This is a genomic window from Vibrio lamellibrachiae (genome assembly GCF_050337265.1).
Lineage (GTDB): Bacteria > Pseudomonadota > Gammaproteobacteria > Enterobacterales > Vibrionaceae > Vibrio > Vibrio kyushuensis.
This window is the reverse complement of record NZ_JAKJSU010000005.1, coordinates 442385-462557: the sequence shown is the minus strand read 5'-3', so window position 1 is coordinate 462557 and position 20173 is coordinate 442385. Positions and strand designations below refer to the sequence as shown.

The window sequence follows — 20173 nt, the reverse complement described above, 5'->3', positions numbered from 1 at the left end:
CATTGATAGCAAATTAAAGCAAACCTAGATGAAAGAAAAATGACAGATAGGGTTATTGACACAAAATTGAAAAATAAAAACCCAAGTTATCAAGATAATGAAGTGCTTGGGCTTTCTAGTGTTCGGTTTTAGCTTATCTATTCCAATAAATAATGAAAAGGCTATTTTAAATACTTAACGTGAGCTTCCATCTCTTCGCCAATCTCTTTTCGCATATTGATCAGTCGAAGGGCAGAATCACGCAAGTGAATATCTTCTTCCGTTGTTGGAATCCATTCTGGGACCTGGGTTGAGTTCCCATTTTCATCGACCGCTACCATGATCACAATACAATGGGTCGTAAGGCGGTTATTAAGCTCTTTAGGATCGCTCGCTTGTACGTCAATGGCAATATGCATAGAACTTCTGCCGGTGTATATTACCTTCGCGCTAACTTCAACTAAGTTCCCAACATGAATCGGTGCAACAAAACGAATCCCGCCAGCGTACGCCGTAATACAATATTTACCGCTCCATGCAGCAGAACATGCGTAGGCGGCCAAATCGATCCATTTCATGGCCGCGCCCCCGTGGACTTTACCACCAAAATTTACATCACTCGGCTCAGCTAAAAATCGCAATGTTATTTCTCTTTTTCCACTGCTCATACTTCAATCCTTTATTGTTATATGTCTACTAACATTCAATACACCCATTTAGGCGCTTAAAAGTTAACAAACTGTAACATATTCATGGCCACCTGGCTGTTAGGTTTAATGTTGTGCTTAAGGTAAAGCGTAGTTTATTTGAGGGGTTTAGGGATAATCGATGAAACGGAGAAAATTCTAGAGAGCTTAAGAGGGAAGAAAAGAGCCTACCTTTTATTACGTCCTATTCAGTAAAAACGTAGCGAAGTTAGGCTCATTTCAGGGGGAACTGTTTTAGTGTGAGTACTAAAAGCGTTATGCCTTTTTGTTTACTTCTTCATATTCGCCATCAATCGTATTTGTATTGTTGTTTACAGTTGATTGGCTATTCATATTTGAATGGGCGTTGGCGTATTGAGTCTGGCCATCAAAACTGAAAGTACGATTATTCATTTGATTCTGCATCTGCTTCTGAAGGCGTTTACCTGTGATCAGTGCAACGATAGTTAATGGAATAGCCATCACCAATGCAAACACTAGAGTGAAAAAACCTGTGATTAATGCCAGCGTGCTTACTATCAATCTATTCATTTATATTTACCTCTTACGTGATTTAAGCATTCTAATGGATAGTAGATGAATGAAAGATGAACGGTTAAAGTGAGTCAATATGACTTTATTGGGTTTATTTTGTATGTAGATATATTGGGTCATATTGACATTGTTCTATATGGGGTCTTTAGTAAGTTGTTGTTTTTATAATAATTGTAAGGTTGGCATGTATCGTGCTCTATAGGGCTAGCGCTAAAGAAAGAAAAATAATAGCGATAATCAAATTGAGCAAGTACGCAATATAACAACACTGGAGCCTTAAATGTTCTGTATTCAATGTGAACAAACAATTCAAACCCCTGTTTCTAAAGGGTGTTCTTACACTCAGGGTATGTGTGGTAAAACGTCTGAAGTTTCAGACCTGCAAGATGTATTAGTACACTCACTGCAAGGTGTCTCATTTTGGGCCGATTTAGGCCGTGCTTGTGGTGTGATTGATACCGAGATTGATGAGTGGGCGCCAAGAGCTTTCTTCGCAACATTGACCAATGTGAACTTTGACCCTGAACGAATTGTTGAATTTGCACAGCAATCTCAAGCGTATAAAAAGCGCTTAGAGCAAAAAGTACAAGCAGCTTCAATTGTAACAGGATTTACTATTCCTGAGCTATCGGTAGCGGCCAAATTTAACCTACCTGAAGACGTTGAATCTTTACTGGCGTTAGCACCGATGGCAGCGGTTAACCGTGGTCACGATTCTCAGCATGAAGATGTGATTGGTCTTCGTTTACTATGTCTTTATGGCTTAAAAGGCGCGGCGGCTTATATGGAGCACGCGTTAGTTCTAGGTCAAACTGATACCGAGATTCAAGGTGAATACCATGAAATCATGGCACTTCTAGGGACTGATCCAACAGACCTACAATTGCTTTTAGATACATCAATGAAAATTGGTTTGATGAACTACAAAGTAATGGAGATGCTTGATAAAGGCGAAACCCAAACTTTTGGTCATCCAGAACCAACAAGCGTGAATGTAAAAACTATTAAAGGTCACTGTATCTTAGTTTCTGGTCATGACCTTCATGATCTTGAAAAGATCCTTCAACAAACTGAAGGTAAGGGTATTAACGTTTATACCAATGGTGAAATGTTACCGGCACACGGCTACCCAGAATTGAAAAAATACCCTCACTTAGTGGGTAACTATGGCAGTGCATGGCAGAATCAACAGAAAGAATTTGCTAACTTCCCTGGTGCGATTGTGATGACATCTAACTGTCTTCTTAACCCAGATGTTGGTCAATACCGAGATCGCCTATTCACGCGTAGTATCGTAGGTTGGCCGGGTGTTGCTCACGTAGAAGGGGATGATTTCTCACAAGTTATCGATTGTGCTCTAGCGCAACCAGGCTTTACTCAAAATGAGATTGAACAGAACATCACTGTTGGCTTTGGTCGTAATGCACTTATGGCTGCTGCTCCTGCGGTTATTGAGCAAGTTAAGGAGGGCAATATTAAACACTTCTTCCTTGTTGGTGGTTGTGATGGTGATAAGTCAGAGCGTAGTTACTACACTGACTTCACAAGCCAAGCGCCAGATGACACTCTTATTCTGACACTTGCATGTGGTAAATTCCGTTTTAATAAAAACCAATTCGGTGACATTAATGGTATTCCTCGTCTTCTCGATGTGGGCCAATGTAATGATGCGTACTCAGCAATTCAGTTGGCGTTAGCGTTAGCGGATGAGTTTGACTGTGGCATTAATGAACTGCCACTGACGCTTGTTCTTTCTTGGTTCGAGCAAAAAGCGATTGTTATTCTATTAACTCTGTTTGCTCTAGGTGTTAAAGGTATCTATACCGGTCCAACAGCGCCTGCATTCCTGACAGAAAATCTATTGAAGATCATTCAAGATCAGTTCGATATGCGTTCAATCTCAACAGCAGAAGAAGATCTAGCGACTATTTTAGAAGTTAACGCTTAGTCTTTAATTTAATAGAAGCCTCAGTTCGCTGAGGCTTTTTAGTATGTGTCCAATCGTTTATAAAAGTGAGTACTAAGAGTATGCAGGCTTGGTCAAATAATGAGTCAATCGAACTTATCTGTTTAAAGAAATGGCATGAAACTCCTGATACGGTCAGCCTCGAGTTGGGCAGTCGAAGCTCAGAGTTAACCTTTGATTTCAAACCGGGACAATTTATTACGCTCGGAGTGAATATGCCTGATAAGCGAGATTACCGTGCTTATTCAGTAAGCTCTATCCCTGGTGATAATTCGTTAAAGCTGACGGTTAAGCGTGTTGAAGGAGGCTTAGTCTCTAACTATATCGTCGATCATTTAGATGAAGGGGATGAAGTCGACGTCTTAAAACCAGCTGGAAAATTTAATAATGTAGACTGTTTGCCAACAAGTTCGAATAAAGTGACGTTGGTGAGCGCAGGGTGCGGAATCACACCCGTCACAGCAATGGCACAAGACTGGCTTTCAACCAATGGCGATATCGAGATAGATTTTATCCATATGGCCCGTAACAAAGAGCAGGCTATCTATTATCATCAGCTTGTCGAGTTAGATAAGCAGCATCCAAATTTCAATTTTAAACTATTGCTTAAAGACAATAACGATACGCCTTTTCCACAAGGGCGTTTAGATAAAGAGTGGTTACTTACTTTAAGCCCTGAAATCAAACAAAGTACCGTCTATTTATGTGGCCCAGTAGGCTTTATGAAAGATGTTGAACGCTACCTTGGACAGATTGAATTCGATATGTCTAAGTTTCATCAAGAGAGCTTCACTCCCGAATTTGAATCAGCGACACCTTTAGATTCTGCAATAGCGGAAAGCAATGCGTCAGTAAAAGTTATGGTGCCAAGTTTTGGTGTTGAACTAGAAGCAGATAAGAACAGTCCCCTAATTGACGCTTTAGAAAAAGGTGGAGTCCCTGTAATAGCAGCCTGCCGAAGTGGTATTTGCGGATCATGTAAATGTAAGGTGACCAAAGGAAGCGTGACCTCAACGAGTACTGAAACACTCAGTGAACAAGACTTAGCCGAAGGTTTTGTGTTGGCATGTTCGAGTAAAATTGATGGTGATGTAGAGATTGCATTGAATTAACAGATTATTGTTCACTATCAACCCGATAGAAGGCATCTTCTAGTATTAAAGAGTTTTCAAGGAGTCAGAATATTCTGACTCCGTCTCCTTCAACTCGTTACAGCCAGCCCTTTCATACTTGAAGGAATTAATCACGAATATTAACGCGCTTTATAATCAATTAAATACCTCAATCCTATCTCTACCCATTCCCAATGGATCTTTTAAAACAGCCATAACTAAAAACGACGACATTTAAGCATGACCAATGTGTAGATTAATGGGGCTAGTCCCTTTATTTGTCGATGCCTTTAATTCATAAATTGGTCATAAAAACATCGAAAATACGTCAAATAACTGCGTTGTAATACCGTTCAATTTGTAAATAGTTACTTGGAGAATGGGTATGGCAATGAGCGCCCCTGAGTTGTCGATTGTCTCAGACAGCTTTGAGCAGTTACAGCAAGATTTTGGTCGAAAGGTTTTAGAAGTTGAGAATCTTTCTAAGTCTTATCAAGAAGGAAAGGTCGTATTAGACGGCGTGAGCTTTGAACTGCGAGCTGGTGAGCTTGTCGCGATTGTTGGGCGATCTGGTGCAGGTAAATCGACGCTACTTCATACATTAAATGGCACTATTCCGGCAACGGATGGCAGTATTTTCAATGTTCATCGTGATCAAACCGTCGATAACGTATTAAGCATGAACCGTAAAGGACTGCGCGAGTGGCGTACTCATTGCGGTATGATCTTCCAAGACTTCTGCTTAGTTCCACGCTTAGACGTCATCTCAAACGTTTTGCTCGGACGTCTTAGTAATACCTCAACCTTAAAATCGCTATTGAAAATATTCAGTGACAAAGATCGAGCTCAGGCTATTCAACTATTAAAGTGGCTCAACATGTTGCCATATGCATTGCAGCGAGCTGAAAACCTCTCCGGTGGTCAGCAACAACGTGTAGCGATCTGCCGAGCGATGATGCAGAACCCAAAGATCCTTTTAGCCGATGAACCAGTTGCCTCTCTTGATCCGAAAAACACTATTCGCATTATGGAAGCATTGCAGAAAGTCAGTAACGACGGAGTTGCTGTCATGGTTAACCTCCACTCAATCGAATTAGTTCAACAGTACTGCACTCGCGTTATTGGCCTTGCAAAGGGGCAAGTTATTTACGACGGACACCCTTCTGGACTCAATGAGCAAGTGTTACATCGCCTCTATGGTGACGAGATCGACCAAATCCACTAATTATTTAATCAATCCGATATAGACAATCAGACATTACATTTAAGGACAAAAAATGAACAAGCTTCTATCAGTTGGTATTGCAGTGGCGTCAGCGCTAACTTTTAACGTGAATGCAGCAGCGCCAACCGAAATTAACCTTGGTATTTTAGGTGGACAGAACGCGGCGGATCAAATTGGTGATAACCAGTGCGTCGCCGAATTCATAAAAGCAGAGCTTGATGTAAAGACAAACATTCGCAACTCGACAGATTACAACGCCGTTATTCAGGGGCTCCTTGGGGACAAAATAGATTTGGTGATTAATATGTCACCTAAATCGTATGCTGAAATATATCTAAATGATCCTACAGCGGTTGATCTAGTCGGTATTACGGTCGATAACACCGATAATTCTCGTGGTTACCACTCGGTTATATTGGTCAAAGAAGAGAGTGAATACCAAACAATTAGTGACCTGAAAAACACGACATTTTCATTTGCCGATCCAAACTCAACGTCTGGTTACTTGATTCCAAATAACCAACTAGAGCAGACGCTAGGTGGCAATATGGACAACAAATACAATGGTTTCTTTGATTCAGTGAATTTCTCTGGTGGTCACGAGCAAGACATTGTCGGTGTTCTTAACGGTCAGTTTGACGCTGCAGTTACTTGGACGTCGATGGTAGGAAAAAAAGAAGAGGGCTACAGTGCTGGAGCATTAACTCGCTTTGTCGAGCATGAGCCTGATTTGATGAAGAAAATCCGTATCATTTGGGAATCACCACTTATTGCCAACGGCCCAACCATCGTTAGTAACCGACTAGACCCTGACTTCAAAAATAGCCTTGTTGCTACGGTTAAAAAGTTAGCGAGCGAAGAAAATGAATGTTTTAGTAAAGCCGCTGGTGGTTCACTTCACCTAGCAGAAACAAGCGTTGCTGAGTACCAGTCAATTATTGATTTGGTCAAAGCGACTAAGTTTGCTCACCGCTAAACTCTTTCTTATCGCCAAAACCTTTCTCTAAATAAGTTGGTTGTCTTTCAGCCAACTTAATACTTGTACGGTCTCATACATGAAATTTGAACAATATTATCAGCAGGTAAGTCGTAAGAAAAAAACGGACGCTTTGATGTGGTCTTCGGTTTTTATGTTGTTCTATCTGCTCTCTGGGCATTACGCCGAATTCAGCTTATTTACCATTATTAATAATGCCCCTGCGTTGTTTGATTATATCTACGATACGCTGCCAAACCTCTCTTGGGATGTCTTGTTTTCTGGCAGAGATGAAAATGGTAGGGCGGTACCCGGCTCTTTAATCTATTGGGGTTACAGGTTACACATTCAAATCCCTCTTCTTTGGGAAACCATCAATGTAGCCATTGCTGCAACGCTAGTCTCTTCTGTCATCGCCATCGTACTAGCATTTTTGGCCGCTACAAACGGCTATGCCCCGACATCGGTTCGAGTGGGTGTTCGCTCGTTTGTGGCGTTCTTACGTACAATGCCTGAATTGGCATGGGCGGTTATGTTTGTAATGGCTTATGGGGTTGGTACTTTTCCCGGATTTGTTGCGCTTACGCTGCATACAATAGGCAGTTTGACCAAGCTATTCTACGAATCGATTGAGACGATCTCAGATAAACCAGTGAGTGGTTTGACGGCTTGTGGTGCAACCCCGATTCAGCGGCTAAGGTTTGCGTTTTGGCCTCAGATAAAGCCAACCGTTTTATCGTATGTGTTCTTGCGTTTTGAGATTAATTTTCGTTCGTCGACCATTCTTGGTTTAGTCGGAGCGGGCGGCATCGGTCAAGAGTTGATGACCAATATCAGTTTAGGTCGACATGACCAAGTCAGTATTACACTACTCTTGATTATCTTGGTGGTCGCGCTGATCGACACCACTTCCGGTGCGCTTAGAAAGAAAGTGATCAGTGGGGATGTAAAATGACGCAACTGACTTTAGATCAAATCAAACTCGACAATAAGGCTATCTTTGCTAAACAAAGACGTTACCTAACATGGGTATCGTTAGCCGTAATGGCGGTCGTAATTTACTACATTCTATTTTTCGGTTTTTTCGGTGTTTCCTCAAAACAGTTTGAGTTGGGCAATACCAAAATCATGAGTTATTTTTTACATATGTTTGTTTGGCGAGACTTCTTTGATTGGCCATTTGGATATTATTTTAAACAGATTGGTATCACCTTAGCTATTGTGTTTGGTGGCACACTCACAGCATCTTTGGTTGCACTTCCGCTCTCATTTTTTGCAGCAAGAAATGTGATGACTGGGCCTTGGGGAATCGTGGCAATCGCAATGCGGCGTGTATTTGATGTGCTACGCGGCGTTGATATGGCAATCTGGGGGATGATTTTTGTTCGTGCAGTCGGTCTAGGTCCATTAGCGGGTGTGATGGCTGTATTTGTCCAAGACTTGGGGCTGTTTGGCAAATTGTACGCAGAAAGCCATGAAGCTGCAGACAAAAAACCGTCTCGTGGGTTAACGGCTGTCGGGGCAAATAATCTCCAAAAGCATCGATTTGGTATTTTTACTCAGTCTTTTCCTACGTTTTTAGCGTTGAGCCTGTATCAGCTTGAATCAAACACGCGTTCAGCTGCAGTACTTGGTTTCGTTGGGGCTGGTGGTATCGGTTTAGTCTATGCCGAAAATATGCGTTTATGGAATTGGGACGTGGTGACGTTTATCACGCTTGTTCTGGTTGTCATCATTATGGCTTTTGACAAAGTCTCCAGCATTCTGAGAAATAAATACATAGTGGGTGAAAATATCCCATTGTATGAAAAGCGTTAGATCTTTAATGTGAAAATAGTTGGCCTATTTCTGGGCCAACTTATTTTACATTCTATATTCCCCCAAACGACACTCTAAATATTGCCTTCCCTATGCTATTTCCTGAAATAGATTCCTTTCTGATTTTTAACACCTAACACCTAACACCTAACACCTAATACCTAGCGATATATAAATTCTAGATGGCCTTATGAAAAGGGAGCGTGTGGCTAGGAAATTAGTTAGGTGTTTTTAGGTTCACTTACGCTATAAAAACTGACGTTATAAAGTGCATAGTTCATCACATTACAATGAATAGAGTACCTATATAAGTTAGGCGTTCACTTTGTGGTTTGTTCATTATTTTCGATAAATAACAATGGCTTGATGTTGTCTAGACAAGTTGCGTGTCTAGTGTTTCTATCTTCATTTTGTAAACTTTTCGACACCAAACGTTCATCTTTGCACGTCAAAGTGTATCTACACCCCAAAACGCCGAACGGAATTAAAGTTTTAATAATGATGCCAAAGATAATTTCGTGGTTTATTCGCACTTGTCTAGATAAGTGAAGATGGAATTGAGTGAGAACACTATGCCAGTTTATTTACAAATAGCATCTCAGTTAGAGCAAGAAGTAAAGGTTACCTTTACGCCGGGGGATTACCTTCCTTCGGAGTCGATATTGGCAAAGCGTTTCGAGGTAAATCGACACACTGTTCGACGAGCCATTGATGAACTCGTGAGTGGTGGATTAATTCAGCGTCATCAGGGTAAAGGCAGCATGGTGGTGCGCCAGCCTAGTGAGTACCGAGTTCACTCAGGCGCACATTTTACCAAAAACTTAGTGGAACTGGGTGAAATGCCTCGTTGTGAAATGCTGAAATCTCGCCTAATCACCGTGCCACCAAAAGTTGCGGGTTACTTGAATATCGAAGAAGGAAGTAAGGTTATCCACATTCGTACATTTCGTAAAACCAACGATACCCCCAGAACTATTATTGACCATTATCTGCCTGATTTAACGTGGTGGCCAGTGCTCAAAAACTTCACTAACGGCTCGTTACACCAATTTATTAAAAGAGGGCTGGGCATCGAGTTAGAACGAAAAGAGACGCGAGTAGGCGCGAAGATCCCTTCTGGTGAGGAGTGTCGACTATTGCAAATCAACACCGGCACACCGCTGCTAAAAATCAAAACAAAAAACGTAATTAAAGGTACGGCGACGATTGCTGAGTTCTCAAGCTCAAATACTCGCGCTGACGTAACAGAAATAGTAATGGAGCATTAAATGAAAGCTGCAACCAAGCGACAACATTGGATGTCAGTTCTAGCGAAAACTCAGTATTCAGAACTGAAGGGTCGTTGGGAGGAACTCAATTTGACACCAGATTACGCCATGGTACGCCAACCAGAAATTGGCTTAGCGCAAGTGCGTGCACGAATGGGCTCAACCGGGCGTCAATTCAATATTGGTGACACGACTATTACACGTGCTGTCGTGAAGCTCGATTCGGGTGAATTAGGCTACAGCTATTTACAAGGTCGAAATAAATCGCACGCTGAAATTGCGGCTGTTATCGATGCATTAATGCAGATGCCACAACATGAAGAGTCGCTGAGCACACAGCTAATTGAGCCGCTTGCCGCATTGAAAAAGCAGCAGCATAGCCTACGAGCTAAGGAAGTGGCGTCAAGCAAGGTTGATTTTTTCACTCTTGTACGCGGGGAAGATTAGTGTTCACTAAAAGTGTGAATGCATCATTGTTACGAGTTTATATTGGGTTTGATAACGCTATTTAAACACCATCAATCCAGCTGAAAATTAAATAATACGAACAGGTTTAAACAAATTAAATGAGTATGATTTCTCCAGCATTTGAAGATGCAGTCCATGACAGTCAGCAGTGCTTTCGCTTGCTACTTAAAGCGATGTCCGAGCCGGGAACAATCGTAAAGCTCGATAAATGCGATGGCTTTGGCAACATGATGAGCGGAGCGGCACAAGTCTTATTATCGATGGCCGATAACGCAACCCCTGTTTGGCTATCCTCTGCTTTTAGCCAAGACCGAGCAGTAAGTGAAAACATCAAATTTCATGTCAGTGCCCCAATCGTCAATACATTGTCAGAAGCTGGCTTTGCTCTCTTTTCACAACATGATTTATTTGATCAGGAGTGGAATACGCTGTCGTTCAATCTTGGTAATGAAGAGTACCCAGACACATCAACCACGGTTGTTGTTGAACTTGATAGTTTAACTGAAGGGAATGAAATAGTACTGACCGGGCCGGGTATTGAAAACGAACAGTGCATCGCTATGAAAGGATTACCCAGTGCATTAATTCAATACCTTACGACACGCCAAAACCGATCGGCATTTCCTCTAGGCATCGATTTTATTTTTGTCGCTGGTCAGCAAGTGCTGTGCCTACCAAGAACAACCAAAGTTGAGGTTTCAGTATGTACGTTGCAGTAAAAGGTGGCGAAAAAGCGATTCGCCAAGCGCACCAGCTTCAAGCTAACAAGCGTCGTGGGAATCCAGAACTGCCAGAATTAAGTGTCTCTCAAATCAGTGATCAGCTATCCGGTTCAGTCGATCGTGTTATGACTGAGGGTGGTATTTATGACAAAGAACTCGCGGCACTTTCAATCAAGCAAGCGGCCGGAGATTTAGTCGAAGCTATCTTTTTATTACGTGCCTATCGCACCACATTGCCTCGTTTAATCACAGCTGATCCAGTCGATACGTCAGCTATGCGGATTGAACGTCGTATTTCGGCCACCTATAAAGAACTTCCAGGTGGTCAGGTATTAGGCCCAACCTATGATTATACCCATCGCTTGCTTGATTTCGCTTTGCTAGCCGAAGGGGAGAGCCCAAGATCAGAGAAGAAGCAAGATACGGCATTACCTGACGAAGAGAATGCATTAGACGTGTGCCCACAAGTGATGAGCATTCTAGAAAACCTCGACATGATGCTCACCGAAGACGATAACCAGCAAGAGCCCGAAGATATCACATTATCACCGGTGAATTATCCCTGCGATCGCAGTGCTCGCCTGCAAAACTTAGTGCGTGGTGATGAAGGCTTCTTACTGGCTCTTGGCTATTCCACTCAGCGTGGCTACGGTCGAAACCATCCGTTTGCCGGTGAAATTCGTTCAGGCTTTGTCGACTTATCGATTACCCCGGAAGAGCTCGGTTTTAGTCTCGACATCGGTGAAATTGAGCTCACTGAGTGTCAGATGGTCAATGGATTTGTTGGTGGTAAAGCCATTAAGCCAAAACTGACGCGTGGCTATGGCTTAACCTTTGGCGCAACAGAGCGCAAAGCGATGTCAGTCGCCCTTGTTGACCGATCATTACAAGCGCCGGAATATGACGAAGCGGTGGATGGCCCAGCTCAAGATGAAGAGTTTGTGCTTTCTCATTCAGATAACGTTGAAGCTGCAGGTTTTGTGTCACATCTAAAACTTCCCCATTACGTTGACTTCCAAGCCGAGCTTGAGTTACTGCGAAAAATGCATAAAGAGCACGATGAAATAACAGCGCAACAAGGAGAGCAGGCATGAGTCATTTAGACGGTAATCAGCCGAGTGTAGAAGGTTATAACTACGGCTATTTGGATGAGCAAACAAAGCGAATGATTCGTCGATCCTTATTAAAAGCGGTCGCGATTCCCGGTTATCAAGTCCCTTTTGGTGGGCGTGAAATGCCAATGCCTTATGGATGGGGAACCGGTGGCGTTCAGATCACAGCAGCTATTATTGGCAAGCCAGATACCCTAAAGGTAATTGATCAAGGTGCCGATGACACCACTAATGCCGTGTCTATTCGTGAATTTTTCAAATCGGTAGCGGCGGCAAAAACGACCGAAAAAACGACTCAGGCGAGCATTATCCAAACCCGACACCGTATTCCAGAAGTTGCCCTAACAGAAGATCAAATATTGGTTTATCAAGTTCCCATCCCTGAGCCATTGCGTTTTATTGAGCCAAGAGAAACAGAGACACGCAAGATGCATGCGCTGCAAGAGTACGGGATCATGCATGTGAAGCTTTATGAAGATATCGCGCGATTTGGCCACATCTCTACGGCGTATGCGTATCCAGTGAGAGTCAATGATCGTTACATCATGGACCCGTCACCTATTCCGAAGTTTGATAACCCTAAAATGGACCACATGCCCGCTTTGCAGCTATTTGGTGCTGGGCGTGAAAAACGTATTTACGCGATTCCACCTTATACAAAAGTGAAAAGCCTCGACTTTGAAGATCACCCCTTTGAAGTACAGAAATGGGATGAGCCATGTTCCATTTGTGGTTCAACAGACACCTTCCTTGATGAAGTCGTTATGGATGACAAGGGAACCCACTTATTTGTCTGCTCGGATACAGATTATTGCTCGGAACAGGTACAGAGCGCTGAGGAAAAACAGATGGTTGAGAAGAACTCCTCACTTCAAAAAGAGCAACCGCTAGAACAGAAGGAGATATTCGCATGAGCGCAGTAATGGCAGCCGTTCACGATCAACCGCTACTTACCGTGAATAATCTCACTAAGTTGTACGCACCGGGCAAAGGCTTTCAAAATGTTTCCTTTGAGTTGTTCCCGGGAGAAGTCCTCGGCATTGTTGGTGAATCTGGCTCGGGTAAAAGTACCTTGTTGACATCACTCTCTGGTCGTCAAACCCCAGACAGTGGCGAAGTTCTTTACTTAAAGGGCGATAGCAATACACAAATATCTCAACTAGAAGATCTTTACTTAATGGCGGAAAGCCAGAGAAGGCAGCTATTACGAACAGAGTGGGGTGTTGTTCATCAGCATCCTATGGATGGTTTACGTAGCAGAGTCTCAGCTGGAGGCAATATTGGTGAACGCTTGATGGCGGTCGGTGAGCGCAATTATGCAAACATCCGTGAGAAATCGTCAAAATGGTTAGCGGATGTTGAGATCCCTCACGATCGAATGGACGATATGCCAACCACGTTTTCTGGCGGGATGCAGCAACGTTTACAGATCGCACGTAACTTGGTCACCCATCCCAAACTCATTTTCATGGACGAACCAACAGGTGGGCTAGATGTGTCGGTGCAAGCGAAGCTATTGGATCTGCTTCGCCGTTTAGTAAATGAGCTTGACCTTGCTGTGGTGATTGTCACTCATGATCTTGCAGTCGCGCGCCTGCTTGCACACCGCTTAATGGTGATGCGACGCAGTGAAGTAGTAGAAAGTGGGTTAACCGACCAAGTACTTGATGATCCGCAGCACCCTTACACCCAGCTATTAGTCTCTTCCGTATTACAGAATTAAGGATGATCAACGTGAATAATTCATTAACGGGCACTACGCAACGAACTACGCAACGAACTAATCAACGAACGCTCAACGCTCAAGTGACAGGCCAAACCAAGCTCCGAGTAACGGACGTGAGTAAAACCTTCGTACTGCACAATCAAAACAGTGTGGAGCTTTCTGTGTTAACTCATGCTTCACTAACGGTTAATTCGGGCGAGTGTGTGGTACTTCATGGCCATTCTGGTTCAGGTAAATCAACACTGCTTCGAGCGCTGTACGCCAATTATTTAGTTGATACCGGTTCTATTGAGGTTGAACATCAAGACCAATGGATTGATCTCGCCAGTGCAACGCCTCGTGACATTATCAATGTTCGAAAGCACACCATGGGTTGGGTGAGCCAGTTTCTTCGTGTCATTCCCCGCATCAGTGCATTAGAGGTTGTGATGCAGCCAATGTTAGAGATGGGCGGGGATTTCACTGAAGCGGAAACACGAGCAAAGAGTCTATTAACACGGCTGAATGTACCGGAACATTTGTGGAACTTGGCGCCGGCAACGTTCTCTGGTGGTGAGCAGCAACGGGTTAATATCGCGCGTGGGTTTATTGTTGATTATCCGATTTTATTGCTTGATGAACCAACGGCTTCTCTTGACGCGACAAACAGTGCCGTGGTGGTGAAATTAATTGAAGAAGCCAAGTCTAGGGGGGCGGCAGTCGTGGGTATTTTTCATGATGAGCAGACTCGAGATCTAGTGGCTGATCGTTTATACGATGTAAAAAACCATCAAGATGTTGTGACTAACACACTGACCAGCGTTTGCGCTTAGTAGGAACCCAAAATGATTATTACCAATGTCAATCTAGTGCTTAAAGATGAAGTCATTCGTGGTTCGGTGGAGTTACGTGATGGTGTGATTGTGAGTGTGTCCGATACCACCAGTCAGCTGCCAAGCGCGTTTGACGGCGAGAATGGTTACCTTACGCCGGGATTAATTGAACTGCATACCGATAACCTTGAAAAGTACTTTACGCCAAGGCCCAAAGTCGACTGGCCCCCGCTCTCTGCAATGAGCGCCCATGACACCCAGTTGATCGGTTCTGGTATTACAACAGTGTTAGATGCGGTTGCGTTAGGGGATTGTCGTGATGGACATCGTCAGCATAACCTTGATCTGTTTATTAATACCGTCGCTGAGAGTCAAAAACGCGGGCTAACCCGGGCCGAACATCGCTTGCATCTTCGTTGTGAAGTTCCAAATGAGAGTACGGTTAGTTTGTTCCAGCGCTATGCCCATTTACCAGAAGTACAGCTTGTCTCTTTGATGGATCATGCGCCCGGTCAGCGTCAGTTTGTTAATTTAGAAAAGTACCGCACCTATTATCAAGGCAAGTACAATTTAAGCGACGCCGAAATGACCAAGTTTGAATGTGAACAAGTGGCTCTGTCAGAGCGTTGGTCAAAGCCCAATCGTGATGCGATTTGTCAGCAGTGTCGTGATCTGAACATTCCACTGGCAAGTCATGACGATGCAACGGAAGCGCACGTAAATGAATCAAAAGAACTTGGTATGGTCATCGCAGAGTTTCCAACCACAGTCGAAGCGGCGCAACAATCCCACCAGCTTGGGCTCAAAGTGATGATGGGCGCACCAAACGTGGTTCGTGGTGGTTCTCACTCTGGTAATGTTGCAGCGCATCAACTCGCTTCACTTGGCGTGCTTGATATTCTCTCTTCAGACTACTATCCAGCCAGTTTGCTTGATGCAATTTTTAAGCTGTCAGAGGATGATCGCAACACCTTAAATCTTGCTCAAGCGGTTCAATTGGCAACCCGTAATCCGGCACAATCACTAGGCTTAGATGACAGAGGGGTGATCGCAGAAGGAAAACGTGCGGATCTGGTGCTGTCGCATACGGCAGATGATCATCATTTAGTCTCTCGTGTTTGGCGTGAAGGAAAGAAGGTGTTTTAGTCATGTCTCAACATGTTATTTCAGACCCTACTTTGGAACATACTGCAGAACCTATTGCACACGATCATCTTTGCTCCGGTTATGAGTTAGTCGCTGAAAGTGTAAACAAAGGGCTCGTTTATTACGTCATTGGGCCATCCGGTTGTGGTAAAGACTCTCTGATCACGGCGGTTAGGAAAGCTTTTGTTGATGATATTGTGATAGCACATCGCTATATAACTCGCCCCGCAGATGCGGGGGGAGAAAACCATATCGAGCTAACAGACACTGAGTTCAATATTCGTTATTCACGAGACATGTTCGCGATGAACTGGGAAGCACATGGTCTTCGTTATGGGATTGGTCAAGAAGTTCACTATTGGAATGATCTTGGGTTGAATGTCGTAGTCAATGGTTCTAGAGCTTACCTTGAGATCGCAAAAGAGTTGTTTGGTGAGCGATTGATTCCGGTTGTTATTCATGTCGAGCTTGGGGTTTTGGAGGCTCGTTTAATAGGGCGGGGAAGAGAAACCGTTGAGCAGGTTGCTGAACGATTGAAAAGAGCCAATGACTATCGCGTTACCGATAGTGCAGAAGTTTTTTACATCGACAATAGCGGCACGATTGAGCAGAGCCTAGTGCAGTTTTCACGACTAAAAAGTGAAAGGGAAAATGAACTGAAAACAAACGCTCTAACCGCTACATTGGAGAAATAACGTGAAACTGACGCTTATTGGCACAGGTAACAGCGCAACGATTCCCGTTTATGGATGTGATTGCTCTGTTTGCAGCAAGGCCACGAAAAATCCGAAGTTGAGAAGAGAGAAAGCGTCGGCGTATATCGAGCATCAAGGGAAAACCTTGTTGCTTGATGCCAATGCGCCAGACTTAATGCAGCGGTTTCCAAGGGGAAGCATCGATGCGATCTTACTGACTCATTACCACATCGATCATGTACATAGCTTGTTTGATCTCCGTTGGGGAGTCGGTGAGTATATCAAAGTGATTTCGCCGGATGATCCCCTTGGGTGTGACGATCTGTACAAACATCCGGGGATTCTCGACTTTTCCACTCGTACTCAGCCATTTCAATCATTTGAATGGCAAGGTATCACAGTGACCCCGCTGCCACTCATTCATTCAAAAATATGCACAGGCTACTGCTTTGAATGGCAAGACCAACGTATCGCGTATTTAACCGACACGATTGGGCTACCAGAGCCCACACTACAATGGTTACAAAAGCGAAAGATTGACTGGATGATCATAGATTGTAATCACCCACCCATTGAGTGCGAAGAGCAGAGGGCCAAAGCGAACCACAATGATTTTAATCATGTATTGGCAATCGAAGAAGCGGTCAAACCTAAGCATGTTGGTCTGACACATTTAGGCCATCGCATGGTTGAGTGGGCCGAAAATAACCCTCAATATTTTACCAATTATCGACGCCTGCTTAACGATGGCGAGGAGATAGAATGACGACTCAACCCCTTTCTCAAGTGTTAACTTCAGAGCCGAATATCGACGAGAGTAGCAAGTTGCATGACGTGGTATTGGGTCGATGGACTGAAATTGCCGAACGTTGCATTTTGAATAATGTCTCGGTTGGAGATTACAGTTACATTCAAAATGACTGTAATTTGATGTTCGCAGAAGTCGGAAAATTCACTTCTATTGCTTCATCGGTCCGAGTGAACCCTAGTAATCATCCTTGGTGGCGTCCAACACTGCACCATTTTACTTATCGACCTGGAAAATTTGGCTTTGGCTCAGAAGCTGAAACTTTAGATGAAGAGGTCTTTTCGTGGCGTGAAGAAGATAAAGTGATCATCGGGCATGATGTTTGGATAGGGCACGGTGCGATTATTCTACCGGGAATTACCGTTGGCAATGGCGCCATTGTTGGCGCGGGAAGTGTTGTTACTAAAAACGTTCCTGCGTATTCGATCGTCGTGGGAAATCCTGCAAAGGTACTACGCCCAAGATTTGAAGATACTAGTTACGCAACCCGATTAGACAAATTGGCATGGTGGGATTGGAGTGATGAAAAGATCGCTGAAACTCTTCCTTTGTTTCAAAAAGATTGTGGTGAGTTCCTAGAGTCTGTGGAACCCGTGTAATTTGTGGAATGAAAAAAGCCACTGCCTGTCGTTCGATTAAGAACGGTGGGAACAGTGGCTTTATCGTTTTGCCAATTATAATAGATTAGCCGATTATAATAGTTTAGGCAGCTATATTAATCGCCGAGTGGCTGACGCTCTAAGCCACCTCGATGGGAGTCTAACGCCATCTTAAGTCTTCTTAGTTTGTCTCTAGAGCTGCGTTTATGAGCGACGGCTAACTCAAGAGATATCACATCCACCAAAGCCAGCATCGCATAGCGAGAAGCAGAGGGTTTATAGATGAAGTCTGTCTCGTCGTGTTGAATTGGCAGAACCAGATCAGCGCTTTGGGCAAGTGGCGTGTTTACGGGGGTAATCGCAATCACTTTCATGCCGTATTTCTTGATAAGCTGAGCTGTTTCTACCAAAACAGGCGTATAACCGGTTGCAGAAATGATCACAAATACATCATTCTTATCCGCGGTTGCCGCAACCATTTGAGCCAACATACCATCGTTGTATGCAACAACCGCGTAGCCGAATCGGAATAGACGGTGTTGCAGTTCTTGAGAGGCGATAGTTGAACCGCCGCCCATGCCAATTGAAACGATTTGTCTTGCTTCGTGAAGCCAAGTGATTGCCGTTTCAATATCTTGCTCATTGATTAAGCTTCGATTGATGTCCAAGGACTGTTTTATAGATTCATAGACGCCTTGGTAACCCGTTTGATCGGGCGGCTCCAAGATAAATCGCTGGCCAATAGTAAGAGACTGCGCCAACTTGAACTTCATATCTCGCACGTTGCTACAGCCAATCGCTTTAGCAAAGCGGGTGATCGTTGCTTCGCTAACCTGTGCATTTTCTGCTAGCTCAGTAATGCTCGCATTGGCGGCGAGATTAATGTCATCCATGATCAGCTTAGCCACTTTTTTCTCGGCGTCGCGCAGCGCACTAAAACGCTCGGTGATCTGAGAAACAATATCTACTTCAAGAGTCAAAATTACCGTCCTTCTATTTGATATCTTGCTGTAGATATCGTTCTTCGATTTTTATATCAGTATTGGTAAAACATGCCAATTAAAAGCAAGTTTCAACCCAGTGAGTGACCATAAATTCATCATCACAAACTGCAATATGACGCCATTTATCAAAGGTTAAGCAAGGGTGGGAAGTCGAGAAGGCAATCATGTCACCCACTTGAATATCGTTCTCAGCGTCAACTTCAATGAAGGTGTGCTGGTCCATCACGTCAGTTGAAGTGATACCGGCCACTGAAATTGGTTTTCCGTTACTGTAGCCACGCTCTGCGATAGGTAAACCCGCATCAAAAGCCACATCGCGTTTTCCCATGCCGACGATCGCTTTCGTTGGCTCTGGTCTTGAAATGACATACGCCCAAATCTCTAATGAAGATTCAAGATCGCCACCGAGTTCGCAAGCGTAACCATTGTTCGCTTGAGCGCGGTTCATCACTTTGCTTTGCGCATCGAGATAGATCCCTGTGTCATGAATGGCGTAGCAGCCCGGGCGAATGATCGCGGTCGCGTGGGTTAGGTTTGAAAAACACTCAGCAACGACGTCATACCATGCGGAACCTGCCCCCGTGATAATTGGCTTCTCACTGATTAAGTTGTCATTTGACAGTGTTTGAACCAACGCGAGTGTGTCGTTTAAAAAATCACGAATCAGCTGCTCTTGGTTTGGGCCTTGAATGACGCCCTCATAAACTTCAATACCGGCTAATTTGAGTGATGACATTCCTTGCATAGCGTCAGCGAGTTCGAGTAACTCTTCTCCGCTACGGCAGCCACAGCGCCCACCTTGTACGCCACGTTCTAATAGAACATTAAGCGTATGGTTAGTTTGAGCAAAGAAGCTATCCAGTTGATCGAGGTTTATCATCGAATCGGCGCAGCAATAGAATTCGACATCAAACTGTTCAATCAAATTCGCAACGAGCGCCATGTTTGCTTTACCAACAAGCTGGTTGGCCATGATGATGTTCTTTGCACCCGCTAGTGCGGCTACCTCTGCTTGAATAGGGGTAGCAACTGTGACCCCCCAAGCGCCATTTTCTAATTGCTGCTGAATAAAATCTGGCGTCATTGAGGTTTTACTGTGTGGCGCAAGCTGAACATGATGGTGATTAGCAAAGCGTTGCATCCATTGTAGATTATTCTGCAGTGACGACTGCTTTACCACGGCAGCAGGTAGCGAAATATCTTCGTTAATAAGGCTGTATTGGACTTGCTCTTCTAGCGTTGCTGCACGGCCCTTTTCTCCTAGCGCGTTCAGTCCAAGTAGGTCTTTTTGATAGTTTCTATCATTCATTATTGTTGTTTCTCCGGCGTTTAAAGCAAACTAACATACGTTAAGTTGTTGTTTTTTTGTATTTATTGGCTTTTATATTGCCATTTATGTTAGAAAGTATCAAACATTGCCTTTGTTTTTGTGTGTGTTATCACTGAATTAATTCGGGGGAATTATTAAGATAGCTACAGTAGAAATGAGGCTTAAG

Annotated in this window: 21 protein-coding genes; 17 read left to right on the top strand and 4 right to left on the bottom strand. The window is 43.8% G+C overall.

Translation table 11 applies throughout. The annotated features are described in order from the left end of the window. Positions 1-161: 161 nt before the first annotated feature. Positions 162-647 (bottom strand): acyl-CoA thioesterase, encoded by a 486-nt coding sequence (locus L4C54_RS07650; protein WP_428799797.1) that lies wholly within the window; start codon positions 645-647, stop codon positions 162-164. A 294-nt stretch (positions 648-941) separates the two neighbouring features. Continuing rightward, positions 942-1217, bottom strand: coding sequence for an FxsA family protein (locus tag L4C54_RS07645; RefSeq protein ID WP_428807702.1), 276 nt, complete (start codon positions 1215-1217; stop codon positions 942-944). Positions 1218-1500: 283 nt separating this feature from the next. Here L4C54_RS07645 and hcp point away from each other — a divergent pair, with 283 nt between their 5' ends. From hcp to L4C54_RS07560, 17 genes are all read left to right on the top strand, one after another. Next, the gene (hcp, locus tag L4C54_RS07640; protein WP_428807701.1) at positions 1501-3168 is read left to right on the top strand and encodes a hydroxylamine reductase; all 1668 of its coding nucleotides are present in this window, start codon (positions 1501-1503) and stop codon (positions 3166-3168) included. 80 nt (positions 3169-3248) lie between these two features. Next, positions 3249-4298 carry an FAD-binding oxidoreductase gene (locus L4C54_RS07635; RefSeq protein ID WP_428807954.1) on the top strand — a complete coding sequence of 350 codons (1050 nt, stop codon included), beginning with the start codon at positions 3249-3251 and terminating at the stop codon, positions 4296-4298. 385 nt (positions 4299-4683) lie between these two features. Beyond that, a complete protein-coding gene (gene phnC, locus L4C54_RS07630) occupies positions 4684-5523 on the top strand; it encodes a phosphonate ABC transporter ATP-binding protein (RefSeq protein ID WP_428807700.1) in 840 nt (279 codons plus the stop codon). A 52-nt stretch (positions 5524-5575) separates the two neighbouring features. Beyond that, entirely contained in the window at positions 5576-6499 is a 924-nt protein-coding gene (gene phnD / locus L4C54_RS07625) for a phosphonate ABC transporter substrate-binding protein (protein WP_428807699.1), read from the top strand. Positions 6500-6578: 79 nt separating this feature from the next. After that, positions 6579-7454: a phosphonate ABC transporter, permease protein PhnE gene (gene phnE, locus L4C54_RS07620; protein ID WP_428807698.1), complete on the top strand. Its 876-nt coding sequence runs from the start codon at positions 6579-6581 to the stop codon at positions 7452-7454. After that, a complete protein-coding gene (phnE, locus tag L4C54_RS07615) occupies positions 7451-8317 on the top strand; it encodes a phosphonate ABC transporter, permease protein PhnE (protein WP_428799803.1) in 867 nt (288 codons plus the stop codon). The genes phnE (L4C54_RS07620) and phnE (L4C54_RS07615) overlap by 4 nt, the downstream gene beginning before the upstream one ends. 572 nt (positions 8318-8889) lie before the next feature. After that, entirely contained in the window at positions 8890-9585 is a 696-nt protein-coding gene (phnF, locus tag L4C54_RS07610) for a phosphonate metabolism transcriptional regulator PhnF (protein ID WP_428807697.1), read from the top strand. After that, complete coding sequence (gene phnG, locus L4C54_RS07605; RefSeq protein WP_428807696.1) at positions 9586-10032, top strand: phosphonate C-P lyase system protein PhnG; 447 nt, start codon at positions 9586-9588, stop codon at positions 10030-10032. It begins immediately after the preceding gene. Between the two features lie 119 nt (positions 10033-10151). Continuing rightward, on the top strand, positions 10152-10772 hold the full coding sequence (gene phnH / locus L4C54_RS07600) for a phosphonate C-P lyase system protein PhnH (protein ID WP_428807695.1): 621 nt from the start codon (positions 10152-10154) through the stop codon (positions 10770-10772). Continuing rightward, positions 10757-11869 carry a carbon-phosphorus lyase complex subunit gene (locus L4C54_RS07595; RefSeq protein WP_428807694.1) on the top strand — a complete coding sequence of 371 codons (1113 nt, stop codon included), beginning with the start codon at positions 10757-10759 and terminating at the stop codon, positions 11867-11869. The genes phnH and L4C54_RS07595 overlap by 16 nt, the downstream gene beginning before the upstream one ends. Continuing rightward, entirely contained in the window at positions 11866-12801 is a 936-nt protein-coding gene (locus L4C54_RS07590; RefSeq protein ID WP_428807693.1) for an alpha-D-ribose 1-methylphosphonate 5-phosphate C-P-lyase PhnJ, read from the top strand. Before L4C54_RS07595 ends, L4C54_RS07590 begins: the two co-directional genes overlap by 4 nt. After that, positions 12798-13610, top strand: a complete 813-nt coding sequence (gene phnK / locus L4C54_RS07585) for a phosphonate C-P lyase system protein PhnK (protein WP_428807692.1) — start codon at positions 12798-12800, stop codon at positions 13608-13610. The genes L4C54_RS07590 and phnK overlap by 4 nt, the downstream gene beginning before the upstream one ends. Positions 13611-13693: 83 nt before the next feature. Further along, positions 13694-14425 (top strand): phosphonate C-P lyase system protein PhnL, encoded by a 732-nt coding sequence (gene phnL, locus L4C54_RS07580; protein WP_428807953.1) that lies wholly within the window; start codon positions 13694-13696, stop codon positions 14423-14425. Between the two features lie 12 nt (positions 14426-14437). Continuing rightward, positions 14438-15571 carry an alpha-D-ribose 1-methylphosphonate 5-triphosphate diphosphatase gene (gene phnM / locus L4C54_RS07575; protein WP_428799810.1) on the top strand — a complete coding sequence of 378 codons (1134 nt, stop codon included), beginning with the start codon at positions 14438-14440 and terminating at the stop codon, positions 15569-15571. Between the two features lie 2 nt (positions 15572-15573). Further along, positions 15574-16266 (top strand): ribose 1,5-bisphosphokinase, encoded by a 693-nt coding sequence (phnN, locus tag L4C54_RS07570; RefSeq protein WP_428807691.1) that lies wholly within the window; start codon positions 15574-15576, stop codon positions 16264-16266. A 1-nt stretch (position 16267) separates the two neighbouring features. Further along, entirely contained in the window at positions 16268-17032 is a 765-nt protein-coding gene (gene phnP, locus L4C54_RS07565; protein WP_428807690.1) for a phosphonate metabolism protein PhnP, read from the top strand. Further along, positions 17029-17673, top strand: coding sequence for a DapH/DapD/GlmU-related protein (locus L4C54_RS07560; protein ID WP_428807689.1), 645 nt, complete (start codon positions 17029-17031; stop codon positions 17671-17673). Before phnP ends, L4C54_RS07560 begins: the two co-directional genes overlap by 4 nt. A gap of 116 nt (positions 17674-17789) precedes the next feature. Here the strand turns inward: L4C54_RS07560 and L4C54_RS07555 are convergent, their stop codons facing one another. Together L4C54_RS07555 and L4C54_RS07550 are read right to left on the bottom strand one after the other, a co-directional pair. Beyond that, positions 17790-18653: a MurR/RpiR family transcriptional regulator gene (locus tag L4C54_RS07555; RefSeq protein WP_428799814.1), complete on the bottom strand. Its 864-nt coding sequence runs from the start codon at positions 18651-18653 to the stop codon at positions 17790-17792. 79 nt (positions 18654-18732) lie between these two features. Continuing rightward, positions 18733-19986 carry an amino acid deaminase gene (locus L4C54_RS07550; protein ID WP_428807688.1) on the bottom strand — a complete coding sequence of 418 codons (1254 nt, stop codon included), beginning with the start codon at positions 19984-19986 and terminating at the stop codon, positions 18733-18735. Positions 19987-20173: the final 187 nt, after the last annotated feature.